The sequence below is a fragment of the Exiguobacterium sp. HVEsp1 genome (assembly GCF_002009685.1).
Taxonomy (GTDB): domain Bacteria; phylum Bacillota; class Bacilli; order Exiguobacteriales; family Exiguobacteriaceae; genus Exiguobacterium; species Exiguobacterium profundum.
This window is the reverse complement of record NZ_KV917367.1, coordinates 902,582-920,942: the sequence shown is the minus strand read 5'-3', so window position 1 is coordinate 920,942 and position 18,361 is coordinate 902,582. Positions and strand designations below refer to the sequence as shown.

Sequence of the window (18,361 nt, the reverse complement as noted above, 5' to 3'; positions counted from 1 at the left end):
GTCATTTCGTCTTCGCCCCTTTCTTCGAGTAATCCCGTTTACGTGGCGGGATTAACGAAACATCGATGTCTTCATACGAGATATCGACTTCCCCATCTTTGTAACGTGCCATCGTCGTCTTCATGAACTGCTCATCATTACGTTCCGGGAACTCCGGTTTGTAATGGGCCCCACGGCTCTCGTCCCGCTTGAGCGCGCCAAGTGTGATGACGCGTGCGAGGTCGAGCATGTGGTCGAGTTGTCGAATGAACGATGCCCCTTGGTTGCTCCAACGTGCCGTATCCGTAGCTGAAATCTTATGGAAACGTTCACGCAATTCTTGGATTTTCTTGTCGGTCGCTTCAAGTTTGTCATTGTAGCGAACAACTGTGACGTTGTCCGTCATAAGTTCACCGAGTTCACGGTGAATTTGATAAGCATTCTCTGTTCCATCCATCGCAAGGATGTTGTTGAATCGATCGATTTCTTCACGTTCGTTGAAGTTAAAGAGCGCTTCTGAGACGCTCTCTGTCGCTTGGTCAAGTCCACGCATGTAGTTGACTGCCGCAGGACCTGCTTCCATTCCGCCATGTACGGCTGAAAGAAGCGAGTTCGCACCTAGACGGTTTGCACCGTGCATCGAGTAGTCACATTCGCCAGCTGCGAAGAGACCCGGAATGTTCGTCATCTGATCATAGTCGACCCATAGTCCGCCCATCGAATAGTGGACTGCCGGGAAGATTTTCATCGGTACTTTACGCGGGTCGTCGCCTACGAATTTCTCGTAGATTTCGAGGATCCCACCGAGTTTGATGTCAAGTTCTTTCGAATCTTTATGAGACAAGTCGAGGTAGACCATGTTCTCGCCGTTGACGCCGAGTTTTTGGTTGACACATACGTCGAAGATCTCACGTGTCGCAATGTCACGCGGTACGAGGTTTCCGTAAGCTGGATATTTCTCTTCGAGGAAGTACCATGGCTTCCCGTCTTTGTATGTCCAGACACGTCCACCTTCTCCACGAGCCGACTCACTCATGAGACGAAGTTTGTCGTCCCCCGGAATCGCCGTCGGGTGAATTTGGATGAACTCCCCGTTCGCGTAGACCGCGCCTTGACGGTAAACCGCTGCCGCTGCTTGTCCTGTGTTGATGACCGAGTTTGTCGACTTACCGAAGATGACCCCTGGGCCACCTGTCGCCAAGATGACCGCGTCCGATGGGAACGCTTTAATTTCCATCGAGCGCAAATCTTGACATACCGCACCGCGGCAGATGCCTTCTTCGTCGATGACGGCGCGAAGGAATTCCCATCCTTCATACTTCTCGACGAGACCTTGCGCTTCGTAACGACGAACCTGCTCATCGAGTGCATAGAGAAGTTGCTGTCCTGTCGTAGCTCCAGCGTATGCCGTACGGTGGTGAAGGGTTCCACCGAAACGACGGAAGTCTAAGAGACCTTCTGGCGTACGGTTGAACATGACGCCCATCCGGTCGAACATGTGAATGATTTTCGGAGCATTCTCCGCCATCTTTTGGACAGGCGGTTGGTTGGCGAGGAAGTCGCCTCCGTAAACCGTGTCGTCAAAGTGTTGCCAAGGAGAGTCACCCTCCCCTTTCGTGTTGACGGCCCCGTTAATCCCACCTTGGGCACAAACTGAATGTGAACGCTTGACCGGTACAAGCGAGAATAGTTTTACCGGAACACCCATCTCTGCCGACTTGATTGTCGCCATGAGTCCAGCTAGACCGCCACCGATGACGATCAAACTTTGATTTGCCATGTAAAATTCCCCCTAATTACAAGATGCCTGCAAACGTCAAAATCGAACGGATGCCGACAAAAGATAGTGCCAAGAACACGACACCTGATACGTAGCTCATGAGACGTTGCGAACGAGGTGACTGTGTGATACCCCACGTGATCGAGAACGACCAAAGACCGTTCGCGAAGTGGAACGTAGCCGAAAGGATTCCGACTATGTAGAAGATCAACATGAGCGGGTTGTCGACGATGTTTTGCATCATCTCCGCATTGACTTCTACCCCGCGCAATTTCGCAAGACGCGTTTCCCAAACGTGCCAAGCGATGAAGATCACGAGGAAAACTCCTGTGAAGCGTTGGAAGAGATACAACCAGTTACGTGCGTATGAATAGCGGTTCGAGTTGATTGATCCGAGAAACGCATAGTACACGCCGTACACCCCGTGGAAAATCATCGGCAATGCGATAATTGTCACTTCAAGGAAGTACAAATACGGTAAGTTCCCCATGAATTTTGCTGCTTTGTTGAATGACTCCACCCCATCGACGATGTAGTAGTTGACCGACAAATGGACGATCAAAAACAAACCGATTGGAATGACCCCAAGTAGCGAATGGACTTTACGACTGAAGTAGTCACGATGCGCTGCCATTCTAGTTCCCCCTTTTCACGAGCATTGGCTCGTATTGTCAATAAAAGCGTTTTCAAATGCAGATATAGCTTTCTGTCTCCTATTCTACTCTTGTGAAAATTGTATGACAAGACAACCTAGCCGATTTGTGCCACATTCTTTTCAAAAATACAGGATGACCAAATTCCAATTGGTCGTTATAATGATATAGAGAGATTGGAGTGATGGGATAGAATGGAAACGATGAGCCAACCAATTTTCGCGATTGAACTGCTTCGCGACTATGTGTTGACGGATTTGCTTGGCGAAGATTACGCCCAAGTCATCTATTGGTCAGGAAAACGGGTCGCCCGTAAATTCCCGACGATGTCCGACGATGAACTGACTGCTTTCTTCGCAGAGGCAGGTTGGGGCGAGTTGACAATCAAGAAGGAACGTGGGAGCAAGTTTACATATGAATTGATCCCACCACCTGCGACTCAGGCCAAAGCGACAGGATACTATCAGCTTGAAGCTGGATTTTTAGCCGAACAGATTGCAGGTCGTTTCCAGTGCGTCGCGGAAGGGTATGCCGATCCAACCCGAAAAGCTGTCCAAATCACCGTCCAACTAGACCGGAAAGACGACTACGAATAAGAGTCGATGCCAAACGCATCGACTCTTATTTTTGTTTCCGCTGAAGTTGTTGACACATGTAGCGACGGAATTCATTGAGTTCTTGTCGATGAAACGTCACACTTCCCCCTTCATAGCTCCGAGTCGCCTTACGAACAACTTCGACAATATTTCCTGGAAAATGTCCGTTATTCACTAACCAATGGAGTGCTTCTTGTTTTGAGAGCAGAACACGTTCTTGTTCATAGGCCAGGCCACGTATCAAGTTCAATACGCTATACACCGTCTGTTCTTCAATCGAGTCAAGACAATCGAGCGCATCCGCTCGAATCGCATCAGAAAAATGAGCTGAATCGAATCCAGAAAGGAGTTTATGAAGTGGTTGCCCTCGCCATGTGATACCACGCTCTAAAATCACTTGGACGTGAGCCGCCAAATCAGGATCGGTGAATCCTTGTTGCAATTCGGTTCTTTCTTCCCTACTAGCTTCTTCAAAACGTGAACGCCACCCTTCACTATAGTGAAACTCAAAAGGACTTGGATGATACCAATCTTTTAGCTGCGCCATCGTCATGATGCTCAGTTCGAGCGGATATGGTTCGTTGGAGTACGAGAGACAGCAGTCGATGAGTTTTTGTCGTTCCTCCCGAGTCAATGCGTTTGATACGACGAGCAACAAATCTACATCACTTCGTTTCGGATGAAAACCACCCATCGCTAATGATCCATGAATATATATATGCTGAACGGTTGGTAGAAATTCATCAATCGCTCTCACGAATGAAGCGATTGTATTCTCCACGTCTGTCGTAATCTGTCTCATTCATCCGTCTCCTCATGCACGTATTGAAGCACGGTCTCCGCTAATTTTTCCGGCAATCCCGCTTCCTTCAATTGTTCGAGCGATGCCAGACGGATTTGTTTCATCGACCCGAAATGGCGGATGAGCTGTTGACGGCGTTTCGGACCAACACCCGGAATCTCATCGAGGATCGACTTCGTCATCTTCTTCGTCCGCAAGCTGCGGTGGAACGTGATGGCGAACCGGTGGACCTCATCTTGCATCCGCTGCAACAGATAAAAAGCGCTCGAGCGTGGATGGAGCTCGACAACGCCCCCGCCTTCTCCGAATAACAGTTGGCTCGTTCGATGTCGGTCATCCTTTTTGAGCGAGCCGACCGGCAAGTCGAGCCCGAACTCGTTTTGGATGACGTCGAGCGCCGCATTCAATTGTCCAATCCCCCCATCGATCAGTAGGAGATCGGGTAGTCGCTTGTCTTCCGTCAACAGGCGACGGAATCGTCGCCGGACGACTTCACGCATCGTCTCGTAATCGTCTGGTCCTTGGACCGTCCGAATCTTATATTTCCGATATTCTTTTTTGAGCGGCTTCCCGTCTTCAAAGACGACGAGTGCCGACACAGCGTCCGCCCCCTGGATGTTCGCGTTGTCGATGATGTCGACACGTGACAAGTTGGGGATGCCGATCGCTTCCCCGAGTTCACGCATCGCGAGCAACGTCCGCTCTTCATCTCGGGCGAGCAACTCGAACTTCTCGTTTAAGGCGATTGTCGCATTCTTCGTCGCTAAATCAAGCAACTGTTTCTTCGCCCCTCGTTTCGGCTGCATCACTTTCGTTCCGATGGCTTCATTCAGTAAATCGAGCCGGACCGTCTCGGGTACGAGAATTTCTTTTGGCACGACGTTTTGTTCATAGAACTGAACGATGAAACTTTCGAGTTCTTCCGAAGGCTCTCCATGCATCGGGAAGAGCGAGACATCTCGCTCAATCATCTTCCCGCCACGCATATAGAATACTTGGACGCACATCCAGCCTCGGTCGAGCGTATAGCCGAAGACGTCACGGGCCGTCGGGTCGGCCGTGATCATGTTCTGTTTGTTCATAATCGATTCGACTGCTCGAATTTGATCGCGTAGTTCAGCCGCCCGCTCGAACTGCATGTCCTCAGCGGCACGTCCCATCTCGACGTTCAGCTTCGTGAGCGTCTCGCTCGTCTCCCCGTTCAGGAAGCGTCGGATTTCCTGAACAATCTCTTTTTGCGAATCCGTATCGACTGCCAGCTCACAAGGACCTAAACATTGCCCGATATGATAATACAGACAGAGTTTCTTCGGCATCGGCTGACATTTCCGCAGCGGATACAGTTTATCGAGTAGACGTTTCGTCTCGTTCGCCGCATAGGCGTTCGGATACGGTCCGAAGTAATGCCCGCCGTCTTTTTTCAATTTCCGCGTCGTCAATAGACGTGGATACGGTTCGTTCGTAATTTTGATATATGGGTACGTCTTGTCGTCCTTCAGGCGAATGTTGTACTTCGGGTCATGCTTTTTGATGAGCGTCATTTCGAGTAATAACGCCTCGAGTTCACTCGCCGTCACGATGTACTCGAAGTCCCGGATCTCTGCGACGAGTCGCATCGTCTTGATGTCGTGTGCACCCGTGAAATAGGAACGCACCCGGTTCTTCAAGTTTTTCGCCTTCCCTACATAGATGACCTCGCCATATTCATTTTTATGCAAATAACAACCCGGCTCGTCCGGGAGCAGCGCTAATTTATGCTTAATGTGGTCGCTATGACTCAATTCCATTCACCTCAGTTTAGCTTCCTCCTGGACGGGAAAAAGAGTGTGATATCTCGTCAGAGGAGGATTTTATATTATGAAACGATACGATGTCATCATTGTCGGTAGCGGGTCCGCCGCGAGCCAAGCCGCCACGATTTTACGTGACACCGGAAAAGAAATTGCCATCATTGAAAACTGGACGTTCGGAGGAACATGTCCTCAACGCGGATGTGACCCGAAGAAAATGCTTGCCGAAGGAACTGAACTTCTTGCTCGAGCGGAACGTATGCGCGAACTTGGCATCGATGGAAACCTTTCACTCGATTGGTCGTCTTTTAAAAAGCGGATTGATGAGTACCGCCTCTCTATCCCAACATCCAAAAAACAGCATTGGGATGAGATGAACATAGACTTATATCAGGGAGAGCCTCACTTTATCGATGAGGATTCAATCGTCATCGATGGTCACGAGCTCTCTGCCAATCAATTTTTAATCGCTACGGGTCAAACGCCCCGCCCTCTCGATATCCCAGGTGGCGAACTGGCGATCACGAGCGATGATGTGTTCGACCTCGACGCGTTGCCTGAATCGATTCATATCGTGGGGGGAGGCTATATCGCCTTTGAATTCGCCCATATCTTCCGACGCTTCGGAAGTGACGTGACCCTCCTCATTCGTTCACGTGCGTTGAAAGCATTCGACCCGAACGTCGTCCATCGGCTCATCGAAGAATCGAAGCGAATCGGCATCACCGTCCGACATGACGTCGAGCCAATACGAATCGATGGCAACGTCTTAACGTTATCAGATGACTCTACCCTAGAAGGAGTTGTCCTTAACGCTACAGGACGAATTCCAAGCATCGAGCGACTTCGGCTTGAAGCGGCAGGTGTCACAGCTGATCATCACGGTGTACATGTGAACGAGCATCTGCAAACAAGTAACCCAAATATATACGCCGCAGGCGACGTCGCCAAAAGTCCCAATCCTGCACTCACTCCGTTCGCCGGTCAGGAAGGGCGCCTCGCCGCACTCAATATGCTTCAAGGGAATACAAGGTCACTCCCTGAGCGTCCGGCCCCGACCATCGTCTATGCGACACCACCGATTGCCAAAGTCGGTCTTACGGTCGAGGAAGCGGAAGCTGAGGGCATTGACTTCGACGTGAAAGAAACGGACATGTCGCACTTCCTCACCTATTCACGAATCAACGACGCAACCGCCTATTCAAAAGTGTTACTGAGTGCAGAAGGGCACGTCATCGGGGCTCATTTGATTGGTCACCATGCCCCAGAACTCATCAACCTGTTCTCTTTCATTATACAGAACAAACTGTCGCATCAACACGTGAAGCACTTAGAAGTCGCCTATCCGACCGCCGCCTCCGACTTGACCTATCTCATTTAAACAAAAGACGGGACTTGCCTCTTGGCAAATCCCGTCTTTTTCTTATTCGATTCCTTTGTCCTTGTCTTCTTTCAGCGCGTCTTGTAATGACTTCTCCCAAAGTGGAACACCTTTCGCGTGCGCCGCACGCGAGATGAGGTGACCTCCAACAGGAGCCGTCAAGAGGACGAAGAAGAGACCGAGCAAGAGTCTTGCATCAAACACCCGTTCATCGACATATACGTGAAGGACGGCTGCAAAGAGGACGAACATGACACCGAGTGTCGCACTCTTTGAGGCAGCGTGTGTTCTCGAATAAATATCTGGGAGACGGATGAGACCGATCGCGGCGACGACCGTGAAGAAGACGCCGATGATCGTGAAGATGCCGGTAATGAGATCAAAGATCATTGTCGCGGTCATGTTGGATAATCTCTCCCCTCTCTAAGAATTTCGAGAACGCCACCGTTCCGATGAAGGCCAAAATACTGAGTAGCAAGATGACTTCAAAATACAAAGTCGTATCGAGCAGAATCGATAGTAACGCGATCACCGAGATAAGCGCGATCCCGATGGAGTCGAGCGCGATGACTCGGTCTGCCGTCGTCGGTCCTTTGACGACACGATACAACATCATCAACATCGCAAGCAAGAGAATGGCGAGCGAGATGTAGATGAGAATGTCTAGTAAATCCATCACTCTGTCGCCTCCTTAATGCTTGATTCAAAGTTATCATAAATGTCTTTTTGTAGCGCTTCTTTATCCGGCATGTGGAGTGCGTGGATATAGAGCACGGAATTGTCTTTTGACACCTGAACGACGAGCGTCCCTGGTGTGAGCGTGATCAGCATCGAGAGCAAGCTGACTTTCCATCCTTTGTCGAGCGACGTCTCATACCGGAAGATTCCTGGTTGGATCTTCAACTTCGGACTAAGGACGAGACGCAGTACCTCAAAGTTCGCGAGGAACAATTCACGGATGAAGATGAGCAGCAGTTTAAACAGACGCCAGACGCGTGTGAAGTAAAAACCGCCCCCACTAGATTTAAAGAATCGGCGCATCATGAACAAGATGAGTAAGCCGAGTAGATACCCGACGAAGAATCCGCTCGTTGTGAACGATCCCGTGAGGAACATCCAGATGAACGCCAAGAAAAAGTTAATCAATAGTTGATAAGCCATCTGTCATTCACTCCTTTATCACGGCATCGATATAGATTTCTGGATTGACGAGCGGCTCAATCGCTTGCGTGATATACGGATGGATGGCTTCTGCCCCAAATCCGTATGCGACCGCGATGATGAGCAACAAGAAGACCGGCACGATCAAACGCTTCGTATACGGTACGAGCGGTCCATCATACTCGCGCTTCGCCTCGCCCCAGAACCCGTTCAAGAAAATCTTCATGACCGAATAGAGGACGAAGAGACTCGACAAGAGGACGAGAAGTGGTCCGAACAGCTCGCCTTCGTCCATCCCACCTGAGACGATCAACAATTTTCCGAAGAATCCACTAAGTGGCGGAATCCCAGCGAGCGAGAGCGCTGCGACGAAGAACGTCCATCCGAACAGCGGGAAACGGGTGATGAGTCCACCCATATCACGGAGTTGACCGGATTTGGTGATGCCAATCATCATCCCGACGAGCATGAAGAGAACTGCTTTGATGATCATGTCGTGAATCAAGTAGTAAAGTGACCCTTCAAGGGACGTCTGCGTATTGACCGAGATTCCGTACAAGATGACCCCGACCGCGATCATGATGTTGTAGATGATGATCAACTTCACGTCGTTATATGCGATGGCCCCTGTCATCCCGATGAAGATGGTGAGGACAGCGAGCACCATGAGGAACGTCTGTAAAAACTCACCGTTCCCATCAAAGAGTAGCGTGTACGTCCGCAAGATCGAGTACACCCCGACTTTCGTCAAGAGAGCCCCGAACATGGCGAGAATCGGGGTCGGTGCGACCACGTACGCTCCAGGGAGCCAGTAGTGAAGTGGGACGAGTGCCCCTTTCATCCCGAAGACGATGACGAATAGCACACCGATGACGGTGATGACGTCCGGGTTATCGACAAGCGGAATCTTCATCGCCAAGTCCGCTATGTTGAGTGTACCTGTGACACCGTAAAGCAAGGCGACCGACATGACGAAGAGCGCCGAGGCGATGATGTTCACGAGCAAGTATTTGATTGACTCACGTAACTGGACGCCACGTCCACCGAGTACAATCAATACGTATGAGGACATCAAGAAGACCTCAAAGAAGACGAACAAGTTGAAGATATCACCTGTCGTGAAGGCACCGTTCACCCCGACGAGCAAGAAGAGCATCGAGATGTACAAGTAGTTTCCTTCATATGAGTCAGAGAAATAATGGACGGCGAACCACACGATGAAGAGCGTGAGGAGAGTCGACGTCGTCACGAGTAGGGCTGACAACATATCCGATACGAGCGTGATGCCGAACGGTGCTTGCCAGTTCCCGAGGTTGAGGGTTTGAATTCCCTCCGTGGAGACCGTATGCACGAGAAAGAGTGACACGATCGCCGTAATAACTAAAGCTCCAAGAGCCATTGCGCGCTGCAGCTGGACCCGTTTTGGCATAAACATCATAAGGATGGCCGCAAGCGCAGGAATGACGATTGGAAAGACCGGTAAGTTAATCATACGATTCTGTTCCTTTCATTTCTTCCATATTGTCCGTGCTGAGCTCCTGATACGTGCGGTAGGCAAGTACGAGGAAGAACGCCGTCACCCCGAAACTGATGACGATTGCCGTCAAGACGAGCGCTTGCGGTAACGGGTCTGTGAATTCCGTCACACCGTCGACGAGAACAGGGGCAGCCCCTGTCTTCAAACCTGCCGTCGTCAAGACGAGAAGGTGTGCCGCGTGACTGAACAAGGCAGTGCCGATGATGATGCGTAACAAACTTCTTGAGAGAACAAGATAGACGGCACACATCGTCAGGACACCGATGATGATGCTAACGAAGATTTCCATTATTCACTCTCTCCAATCGTTTGTATAATCGTCAACGTGATTCCGATGACTACAAGGTAAACCCCTAAGTCGAACGCAATCGCCGTGTGAAGGGTCTGTTCACCGAGAAGTGGTAAGTCAAACTTCCCGTATGCGTGCGTCAAGAACGGACGACCCAAGAAAACCGAGTGAAGACCTGTCGCAAGGGCAATCAGTAATCCGGTCGCCGTCATGAGACGGTAGTCAATCGGGAGCACGTTCGCGAGCGTTTTCGAATCAAATGCGAGCAACAGTAAGACGAGTGCCGCGGATGTCATCAATCCACCGATGAATCCTCCACCTGGTGAATAGTGACCGGCAAAGAACAAGTCGATGGAGAAGATGACAATGATGAAGAAAATGATAATCGCGGCCGTCTGCAAAATGACGTCATTGACGCGTCTGCTGTTTTGCTTCATGTTCACCTTCTCCTTTCGTACGTCGTGTTGTTCTAAATTTAATCATCGTGTAAATCCCGAAAGCCGCAATCCCGAGAACCACGATTTCAAACAAGGTATCAAATCCACGGAAGTCGACGAGAACGACGTTAACCATGTTTTTACCTGCTGCAAGCTCATACACGTTCTCTTTGTAATACTCTGAGATCGAAGTGAGCGATTTGTTTGTGAGCGCCATGAAGCTGAGAAGCGTCACGGTCGTCCCGACGAGAACAGCCACGATGGCATTCCCGACTTTGAAACGCATCCGTACTTCCTTCTTGCTGATGTCCGGCATGTGATAGAAGACGAGCAAGAACAATGCGACCGAGACCGTCTCGATGACGAGCTGCGTGAGCGCCAAGTCCGGTGCACCGAAGAAGACGAAGAACAGTGCCACGCCGTATCCAACGACCCCAAGTAGGATAATAGACGGGAGACGCGACTTCATGAAGAGAATCGCGAGCGCCGCTAGCATGACGACAGCTCCGAGCACATATTCATAAGGTGCAATCTCAGCCAGGTTCTCAAACGAGAAGCGGTACATGTCGAACCACCAAATGCTGAAGAGCATCATACCTGAAAGGAAGACGAAAATATAGATCAAGTACGACCGGATGAAACCAGTCATGTAGTTGTCTTTAAAGCGATATGCCGCCTTGTTCGACCATACGAGCGTACCATCGTACATCCCGTTGAGCGTCAAGCGATGTGGGATGCGGTTGTAGATGCCCATCCATTTACCCATTTGCCAGAACAGTAATGAACCGAGAAGGATCACCCCGATTGTCATATATAGTTCAGGCGTCAAACCGTGCCAGAAGTAAATATCTACTTTAACATCTTGCCCTTGCGCGACGAGTGTCGGATAGATCGACTCGACGGCTGGCTTGATGAGCGAGTTCGACAACACGTTTGGGAAGAACCCGAGACCGACAACGAGAATCGCGAGGATGACCGGCGAAATTAACATGCCGATCGGTGCCTCATGCGGTTGTTTCGGCAATTGATCGAACTTCGCCTTGCCCATGAACGTCCGCGTGAACAGCATGATGCTGTAGATGAACGTGAACACACTTCCGACGAAGGCGATGATCGGGAGTAGAATCCCAATCGTATCGAGCGCGAAGAAGTCGGCCGAGAAGACTTTCGTCGTCGCCTTCAAGAACATCTCTTTACTCAAGAATCCGTTAAATGGCGGAAGACCAGCCATCGATAACGAACCGATGACGGCGACCGTGAATGAAATCGGCATGACGGTCATCAGACCACCGAGTTTACGAATGTCACGTGTGCCCGTCTCGTGGTCGACAATCCCGACCATCATGAAGAGCGAGCCTTTGAACGTCGCGTGGTTGATCAAATGGAAGATCGCCGCAATCGTCGCGACCATAAAGATGTTGTCATCCATGCCGTCATAGTGGAGCGCCGCCGCTCCGAGTCCAAGGAGTGACATGATCAACCCGAGCTGACTGACGGTCGAGAACGCTAGGATTCCTTTCAGGTCGGTCTGCTTCACGGCATTGAATGAACCCCAGAACATCGTGAACATCCCGACTCCGGCAATCGTCCATAGCCAGACGGATGATTCTTGGAACACCGGGCTCATGCGGGCCACAAGGTAGAGACCCGCCTTGACCATCGTTGCTGAGTGGAGGTACGCACTGACCGGAGTCGGTGCTTCCATCGCGTCAGGCAACCAGATGTGGAACGGGAACTGCGCTGACTTCGTGAACGCCCCGAGCAAGATGAGAATCATCGCGACGAGGAAGAATGGACTCTCGGCGATGACGCCCGAGTTCGCGACCATATCGCGAATGCTGTACGAGCCGACCATCGATTCGAGTAAGACGATCCCCCCGAGCATCGACAATCCGCCGAACACGGTGAGAAGCATCGACTTCTGCGCTCCATAGCGGGAACGTTCTTTCTCATACCAATATCCAATCAACAGGAATGATGAAATCGATGTGAGCTCCCAGAACATATACATGACAATCATGTTATCCGAGAGAACGACCCCGAGCATTGCACTCATGAACATCAAGAGATACACGTAAAAATGCCCGAGCGACTCTTTGTCCTTATTCAAATAGTAAATCGAATAAAGGACGACCAGTGCGCCGATTCCCGTGATGAGAAGGGCGAACAAGAGACTGAGTCCATCGACGTATGCCGTGAAGTTAATCCCGAGGGATGGCATCCACGCAATCGTCTCTGTCACGACGTCCCCTGCACTCGTGATCGGAATGAATCCGGCGAAGTAGGTGACGAGCACGACCGGAACGATCAAGACGAACCAGCCTGTATGAATTTGTTTCATCCCCCGGAACAAAAGCGGGATGAATGGTGCCGCAAGAAGCGGCAACAAAATAGCTAAATGTAACAGCGACAAGAAAATTCCTCCTTCGAACAGAGTCGTACAATAGATTGAGCCGTAAAGTAAGGTCACTTGACTCCATCATGTCTTCCTCATGAGTATAGCGTAAATTTTCAGTCTGTTTCCATGATAAAAGCTTCCAGTTCAAGCGCTCCCCCGTCAAAATTCCGAATCTGTTAAATATGAAGGAAGCCGACGGAATTTCTTCAAAAAAAATTTTGAAATCAGACGTTATGTATCGGAATATGACCGGATTGAGGGTGCGTGGAATAACTCAACTTATTCCCTACTTGCCTGTCCTTTTCCTTCTTTTCTATTCCGCAAAACAAAAAAGCAGCCGATCTCAATCGGCTGCTACGCAATTATTGTGCTGTCGCGATAAACTCTTTCAATGCTTCTTTTGGTTGGAAGCCCATTGTTTTCGAAACAGGCTCGCCATCTTTGAACATCATGAGTGTCGGGATACTTTGGATTTGGAAAGCACCTGCGACTTCAGGGTTTTCGTCGACGTCGAGTTTCACGATTTGGACTTGGTCACCCATTTCTTGATCGAGTTCTTCGAGAACTGGCGCGATCATGCGACATGGTCCACACCAAGTTGCCCAGAAATCTACGAGGACGACGCCCTCTTTTACATCTTGTTCAAACGATTGAGTCGTTGCGTGTTTAATAGCCATTTGTAAAAACCTCCCCAATAAGATGAGAGAGTCCTGGTAAAGAACTCTCATGCAATTCATGTTCAGAGTATACCACGGAGGGTAACAACCCCAAAACGTTTTGCTTATTAGCTATTGACGAGGTGCTTACGGAACTCTTCTGTCAACATCGGGACGACATCGAACAAGTCGCCGACGATGCCATAGTCTGCCACGCTGAAGATGTTTGCTTCTGGGTCCTTGTTGATGGCGACGATGACTTTCGCGTTACTCATCCCAGCCAAGTGCTGAATCGCTCCTGAAATCCCACATGCGATGTAGAGGTCTGGTGTGACGACTTTACCCGTCTGTCCGATTTGAAGTGCGTAATCGCAGTAGTCAGCGTCACATGCTCCACGTGAAGCACCGACCGCGCCTCCGAGAAGCTCAGCCAACTCTTCAAGCGGTTTGAATCCATCTTCGCTCTTCACGCCACGTCCACCTGCGACGATAACTTTCGCTTCCGCCAAATCTACTTTCCCAGTCGCCTTACGCACGACTTCTTTGACGATCATCGCGAGGTCTTTCAATTCGACCGCCGGCGTTTCAACAGAGACGCTCGCGCCCGCTTGACGTGCAAGTGCATCGATGTTGTTTGGACGGATTGTGAAGAACATGACCGAATCTTTGAACTTCACTTTCTCGAACGCCTTCCCTGAGTAGATCGGGCGAACGAACTCTGCGTCGCGTCCTGTCCCTTCGATCGAGACAACATCACTGATGAGTCCGGCATCGAGACGTGCCGCAAGTTTCGGTGCGATGTCTTTCCCAAGAGCCGTATGTCCGAGGACGATCATTTCCGGATTTTCTTGCTCGATCAACTGACGGAGCACTTGTCCGTAGCCGTCTGGCGTATAATGCTTGAGGCGATCATCTTCGACGACGAGGACACGACTTGCACCATACTCCCCGAGTTCTTGTGCGAGTGATTGCACGTGATCCCCAATCACGACTGCCGTCACATCGTCTGTCAATTGCTTCGCCGCAGCGATGGCTTCGAATGATACGTTACGTAACGCGCCTTCACGCGCTTCTGCGAGTACTAAAGCTTTCATCTATGATCTCCCCCTTAAATGACTTTCGCTTCCGTGCGAAGAAGTTGTACGAGCTCGCTCACTTGTGTCGACATATCGCCTTCAAGGATGCGACCGGCTTTCTTCTCTTCTGGCAAGAATCGTTCAATCGTCTCGATTTTCGCTTCGATTTCATCTTCATCGAGATCGATGTCCATGAGTTCGAGTTCTTCGAGCGGTTTCTTCTTCGCCTTCATGATTCCTGGCAAGCTCGGGTAACGCGGCTCGTTCAACCCTTGTTGTGCCGTTACGAGAAGTGGGAGTGCGACTTCGATGACTTCCGTGTCCCCTTCGACGTCACGTGTGACCGTTGCCGTCGTGCCATCGATTTCAAGAGCCGTGATCGTCGTCACGTAGTTCATGTCGAGAAGTTCTGCGACTCGTGGCGCGACTTGTCCGCTACCGCCATCGATTGCCACGTTTCCTGCGAAGATGAGGTCTGCGTCCTGTTCTTTCAAGTATGAGGCGAGAACTTTTGAAATCGTGACATGATCCGCATCCTCGACATCGTCCTCGATTGAGATGCGAACGGCTTTGTCCGCACCCATTGCGAGTGCTGTACGTAATTCTTTGTCCGCATCTTCTGGTCCTACCGTGACGACCGTGACCTCTCCCCCGAGTGCGTCACGTTTTTGAATCGCTTCTTCGACCGCATATTCGTCATACGGGTTGATGATGAACTCAGCGCCGTCTTCTTGAATTTCCCCATTCTCGAGCTGAATTGCTTCCTCAGTATCAAACGTACGTTTCAGCAAAACAAAAATATTCATGGTTGATCCCCCTTTAGTCAATTCTTCCCATCATTCATGAATCAGCATTCATTTTTTGAGCTAGTGATAGGGCTCACTGTTACGTAAGCCCTTTTTTCAACATATGGTGCACATTTGGAAGCGTCGACAACAGATCATACTTGAAGCCGCTCGCCATCCAACTCGTCACAACCTCATCGATTGTGCCGAAAATCATTTGACGGGCGAGTCGATAGTCTAAATCCTTGTCAAACTCTCCTGTCTCGATTCCATGTTTGACGACAGAATCGATTAAGTTCAAATACGGTTTGAGCACTTCTCCGATTTTTTGGCGAAGTACCAAGTTCGACTGCCGCAGTTCGATTTGTGTCACGACGGCGAGGTCGTAATCTGCCGACAGTTGCTTTAAATGTGATTCAATCAACTGATACAACTTACTCCCGGCTGACGTCTCGCTCTCGATTTGTTGTTTCGAGTAGTCGATGAACAGCCCCATCTTCGCTTGGAACAATTCGATTAAGAGATGCTCCTTGTTTTTAAAGTACAAATAGATCGTGCCGTCCGCGACACCCGCCTCTTTGGCGATGGCTGTCACCTTTGCACCGTGATAGCCATGATTAGCAATTACTTTGACCGCCGCATCAATGATTCGGTCACTTTTCGAAATATGATTTGTCATTAACCCCAAGCTCCTTACCGTTGCAGAAAAATGAATGATGGTTCATTCATTTATTATTCTATCATGCGTACGCTTGGTGTCAACTGCTTTGTTTCACTTGTTTGGCCTTCTCTTCGTCGACGAGGACACGGCGTAAAATCTTACCGACGAACGTCTTCGGCAACTCGTCGCGGAACTCATACAACTTTGGCACTTTATAGGCCGCAAGCTTCTCACGACAATGTTTGTCGAGTTCTTCTTCCGTCACACTCGAGCCATCGCGAAGGACGATGAACGCTTTGACCGTCTCACCCCGATATGGATCTGGGACACCGATACAGACCGCTTCCTTCACGGCCGGATGTTCGTAGAGGACTTCTTCGATTTCACGCGGATAGACATTAAAGCCACCTGCGATGATCATGTCCTTCTTCCGGTCGACAATATAGAAGAACCCGTCCTCGCCCATGTAGCCGAGGTCACCAGTTGCGAGCCACCCATCTTTCAAGACGGCTGCCGTTTCCTCCGGTTTCTGCCAGTAGCCTTTCATGACTTGTGGACCGCTCAGCATGATCTCCCCGATTTCACCGATGTCCGCCTCTGTTTCTCCGTCTGCTTTTACTATTTTAGCAGAAGTATCCGACAACGGGGCACCGATCGAGCCAACAATCCGTTTATCCCACAAGAAGTTCGCATGCGTGACCGGCGACGTCTCAGACAAACCGTACCCTTCGACAATGCGACCACCCGTAATCTTCTCAAATTCCTCTTGCACCTCGATTGGAAGCGGAGCCGAACCCGAGATACATGCCTCGATCGAAGACAAATCGTACTTCTTCAGTTTCGGGTCGTTCAAGATCCCGACGTACATCGTCGGTGCGCCCGGGAAGAAGTGCGGCTTTTTCTTCTGAATCGTCTTCAAGACATCCGTCACTTCAAAACGTGGCACGAGGACGAGCTCATAGCCGTTCGTGACCCCAAAGTTCAGACAGCACGACATCCCATAGACGTGGAAGAACGGCACGACACACAAGACGCGTTTCTCGTCCCCGCGATTGTACTTATAGAATAAGTTCGTGATTTGATCCGCGTTCGCCGTCAAGTTGAAATGGGTCAACATGACACCTTTCGGAAGTCCCGTTGTTCCCCCTGTATATTGAAGAACGGCGACATCTTCTTTCGGTTCGATGTCGAGTGGCGTGATAGGGTTAAAGTCTTTATAATTTTTGAACGGCGTCGATCCGGTCGTATCGATGACGATATTGTTCTCCCGTTTCACTTTGATTGGATACAGTTTGTTTTTCGGGAATGGTAAGTAATCAGCGATACTCGTCGTCATCACGGTTTGAATCTCCGTCTTCTCACTGACGCGAAGCGTTTTCGGATATAACAGGTCGAGGGTGATGACAATTTTGACCCCTGCGTCCGTTACGAGGTTTTCTAGCTCTCGTTCCGTGTAGAGCGGGTTCGTCTGGACGACCGTCCCTCCTGCATAGAGCACGGCATAGAACGAGATGACGTATTGAGGACAGTTCGGAAGCATGAGGCTGACGCAGTCGCCTTTTTCAAGCCCTTTCGCTTGAAGCATCGTTCCGAGTCGACGTGCGGCATCATCGATTTCCGCGAATGTCCACTCCTTTCCGATAAAGGAGACGGCCGTACGATTCGGATAATCCTTTGCTGCGCGAGACAACGCCTCATAGAGCGGCTTTACCTCATAATCGATTGACTGGGGCATTCCTTCTGGATAATCTTGTAACCACGGTTTGTTCATCGCTGTTCCTCCTTAGGAAATGAATACTCATTCAGTTACCCCTATTATAATGCTAAGAAAACGCTTTCATCTACCCTTTACCCGATAATTTTCAGAAAATATCAAAAAAAGCGATTGGATATGTCATCCAATCGCTGTCATACCCGCCTAAAATAGGAATCTTTCGAATCCAGTTTTTCAAGCTTCTGATTCATGAGTTGTTGCAATTCTTTTTCATGACGAATATTTGAGAAGTCAGTCCCGAACCATGCCTCCATTTCAGGTCGAGAGAAGGCATAGGTCCGGTTCGGGAAAGCAAAACGGACGATTTCGGCGTTCGGGATGAGGGTGAAATAGGCAGCCGCATTCCGAATCGCCAGATGTTCTTGTTCCGCTCGTTCCATACCCGGGTCTTCGTAACGGACGGTCAACCCATAAGGACGCTTCTTCGTCTGCAGTTCGACCGATCGATAGCATTCATGTAGCGGCAAACTTCCGGCAATGCCGATGACGGCTGCATTGTCGCCGACTTTCGCCCCTTTGTATTCAAAGGCGTCCGGTTCCGGGTTCATACATCCTGCCAGTGAAATGACGAGTACGAGCAACAGACATAAGCGTTTCATAGGTGTC

General features: G+C 50.1%; 19 protein-coding genes. 2 read left to right on the top strand and 17 right to left on the bottom strand.

What is annotated here, in order from left to right; translation table 11 throughout:
- Window position 1: 1 nt before the first annotated feature.
- Window positions 2–1,759, bottom strand: coding sequence for a succinate dehydrogenase flavoprotein subunit (sdhA, locus tag BV910_RS04775; RefSeq protein WP_078146527.1), 1,758 nt, complete (start codon window positions 1,757–1,759; stop codon window positions 2–4).
- Window positions 1,760–1,775: 16 nt separating this feature from the next.
- Window positions 1,776–2,393 (bottom strand): succinate dehydrogenase cytochrome b558 subunit, encoded by a 618-nt coding sequence (locus BV910_RS04770; protein ID WP_074032764.1) that lies wholly within the window; start codon window positions 2,391–2,393, stop codon window positions 1,776–1,778.
- Between the two features lie 222 nt (window positions 2,394–2,615).
- On the opposite strand from BV910_RS04770, the gene BV910_RS04765 reads away from it, so the two are divergent.
- Complete coding sequence (locus BV910_RS04765; RefSeq protein ID WP_230233887.1) at window positions 2,616–3,008, top strand: YslB family protein; 393 nt, start codon at window positions 2,616–2,618, stop codon at window positions 3,006–3,008.
- A gap of 25 nt (window positions 3,009–3,033) precedes the next feature.
- Here the strand turns inward: BV910_RS04765 and BV910_RS04760 are convergent, their stop codons facing one another.
- Window positions 3,034–3,810 (bottom strand): aminoglycoside adenylyltransferase domain-containing protein, encoded by a 777-nt coding sequence (locus BV910_RS04760; RefSeq protein WP_078146526.1) that lies wholly within the window; start codon window positions 3,808–3,810, stop codon window positions 3,034–3,036.
- Window positions 3,807–5,597: an excinuclease ABC subunit UvrC gene (gene uvrC, locus BV910_RS04755; protein ID WP_168169836.1), complete on the bottom strand. Its 1,791-nt coding sequence runs from the start codon at window positions 5,595–5,597 to the stop codon at window positions 3,807–3,809. Before uvrC ends, BV910_RS04760 begins: the two co-directional genes overlap by 4 nt.
- A gap of 70 nt (window positions 5,598–5,667) precedes the next feature.
- On the opposite strand from uvrC, the gene BV910_RS04750 reads away from it, so the two are divergent.
- Window positions 5,668–6,981: a dihydrolipoyl dehydrogenase family protein gene (locus BV910_RS04750; protein ID WP_078146525.1), complete on the top strand. Its 1,314-nt coding sequence runs from the start codon at window positions 5,668–5,670 to the stop codon at window positions 6,979–6,981.
- Between the two features lie 42 nt (window positions 6,982–7,023).
- Here the strand turns inward: BV910_RS04750 and mnhG are convergent, their stop codons facing one another.
- From mnhG to BV910_RS04685, 13 genes are all read right to left on the bottom strand, one after another.
- Entirely contained in the window at window positions 7,024–7,383 is a 360-nt protein-coding gene (mnhG, locus tag BV910_RS04745; protein WP_015881097.1) for a monovalent cation/H(+) antiporter subunit G, read from the bottom strand.
- Window positions 7,361–7,657 carry a Na(+)/H(+) antiporter subunit F1 gene (locus BV910_RS04740; RefSeq protein ID WP_078146524.1) on the bottom strand — a complete coding sequence of 99 codons (297 nt, stop codon included), beginning with the start codon at window positions 7,655–7,657 and terminating at the stop codon, window positions 7,361–7,363. Before BV910_RS04740 ends, mnhG begins: the two co-directional genes overlap by 23 nt.
- Window positions 7,657–8,142 (bottom strand): Na+/H+ antiporter subunit E, encoded by a 486-nt coding sequence (locus BV910_RS04735; protein ID WP_078146523.1) that lies wholly within the window; start codon window positions 8,140–8,142, stop codon window positions 7,657–7,659. The genes BV910_RS04740 and BV910_RS04735 overlap by 1 nt, the downstream gene beginning before the upstream one ends.
- A 7-nt stretch (window positions 8,143–8,149) precedes the next feature.
- Window positions 8,150–9,634: a Na+/H+ antiporter subunit D gene (locus BV910_RS04730; RefSeq protein ID WP_074037548.1), complete on the bottom strand. Its 1,485-nt coding sequence runs from the start codon at window positions 9,632–9,634 to the stop codon at window positions 8,150–8,152.
- Window positions 9,627–9,968 carry a Na(+)/H(+) antiporter subunit C gene (locus tag BV910_RS04725; RefSeq protein WP_015881093.1) on the bottom strand — a complete coding sequence of 114 codons (342 nt, stop codon included), beginning with the start codon at window positions 9,966–9,968 and terminating at the stop codon, window positions 9,627–9,629. The genes BV910_RS04730 and BV910_RS04725 overlap by 8 nt, the downstream gene beginning before the upstream one ends.
- The gene (locus BV910_RS04720) at window positions 9,968–10,405 is read right to left on the bottom strand and encodes a Na(+)/H(+) antiporter subunit B (protein WP_015881092.1); all 438 of its coding nucleotides are present in this window, start codon (window positions 10,403–10,405) and stop codon (window positions 9,968–9,970) included. The genes BV910_RS04725 and BV910_RS04720 overlap by 1 nt, the downstream gene beginning before the upstream one ends.
- Window positions 10,377–12,818 carry a Na+/H+ antiporter subunit A gene (locus BV910_RS04715; protein WP_078146522.1) on the bottom strand — a complete coding sequence of 814 codons (2,442 nt, stop codon included), beginning with the start codon at window positions 12,816–12,818 and terminating at the stop codon, window positions 10,377–10,379. Before BV910_RS04715 ends, BV910_RS04720 begins: the two co-directional genes overlap by 29 nt.
- Window positions 12,819–13,165: 347 nt before the next feature.
- A complete protein-coding gene (gene trxA, locus BV910_RS04710; protein WP_015881090.1) occupies window positions 13,166–13,480 on the bottom strand; it encodes a thioredoxin in 315 nt (104 codons plus the stop codon).
- A gap of 107 nt (window positions 13,481–13,587) precedes the next feature.
- Window positions 13,588–14,553: an electron transfer flavoprotein subunit alpha/FixB family protein gene (locus tag BV910_RS04705; protein ID WP_015881089.1), complete on the bottom strand. Its 966-nt coding sequence runs from the start codon at window positions 14,551–14,553 to the stop codon at window positions 13,588–13,590.
- A 14-nt stretch (window positions 14,554–14,567) separates the two neighbouring features.
- Window positions 14,568–15,341 (bottom strand): electron transfer flavoprotein subunit beta/FixA family protein, encoded by a 774-nt coding sequence (locus BV910_RS04700; protein ID WP_078146521.1) that lies wholly within the window; start codon window positions 15,339–15,341, stop codon window positions 14,568–14,570.
- 79 nt (window positions 15,342–15,420) lie between these two features.
- On the bottom strand, window positions 15,421–15,999 hold the full coding sequence (locus tag BV910_RS04695; protein ID WP_074037553.1) for a fatty acid metabolism transcriptional regulator FadR: 579 nt from the start codon (window positions 15,997–15,999) through the stop codon (window positions 15,421–15,423).
- A gap of 79 nt (window positions 16,000–16,078) precedes the next feature.
- A complete protein-coding gene (locus BV910_RS04690; RefSeq protein WP_078146520.1) occupies window positions 16,079–17,752 on the bottom strand; it encodes an AMP-binding protein in 1,674 nt (557 codons plus the stop codon).
- Window positions 17,753–17,889: 137 nt separating this feature from the next.
- Window positions 17,890–18,354 carry a DUF4825 domain-containing protein gene (locus BV910_RS04685; protein WP_078146519.1) on the bottom strand — a complete coding sequence of 155 codons (465 nt, stop codon included), beginning with the start codon at window positions 18,352–18,354 and terminating at the stop codon, window positions 17,890–17,892.
- Window positions 18,355–18,361 lie beyond the last annotated feature (7 nt).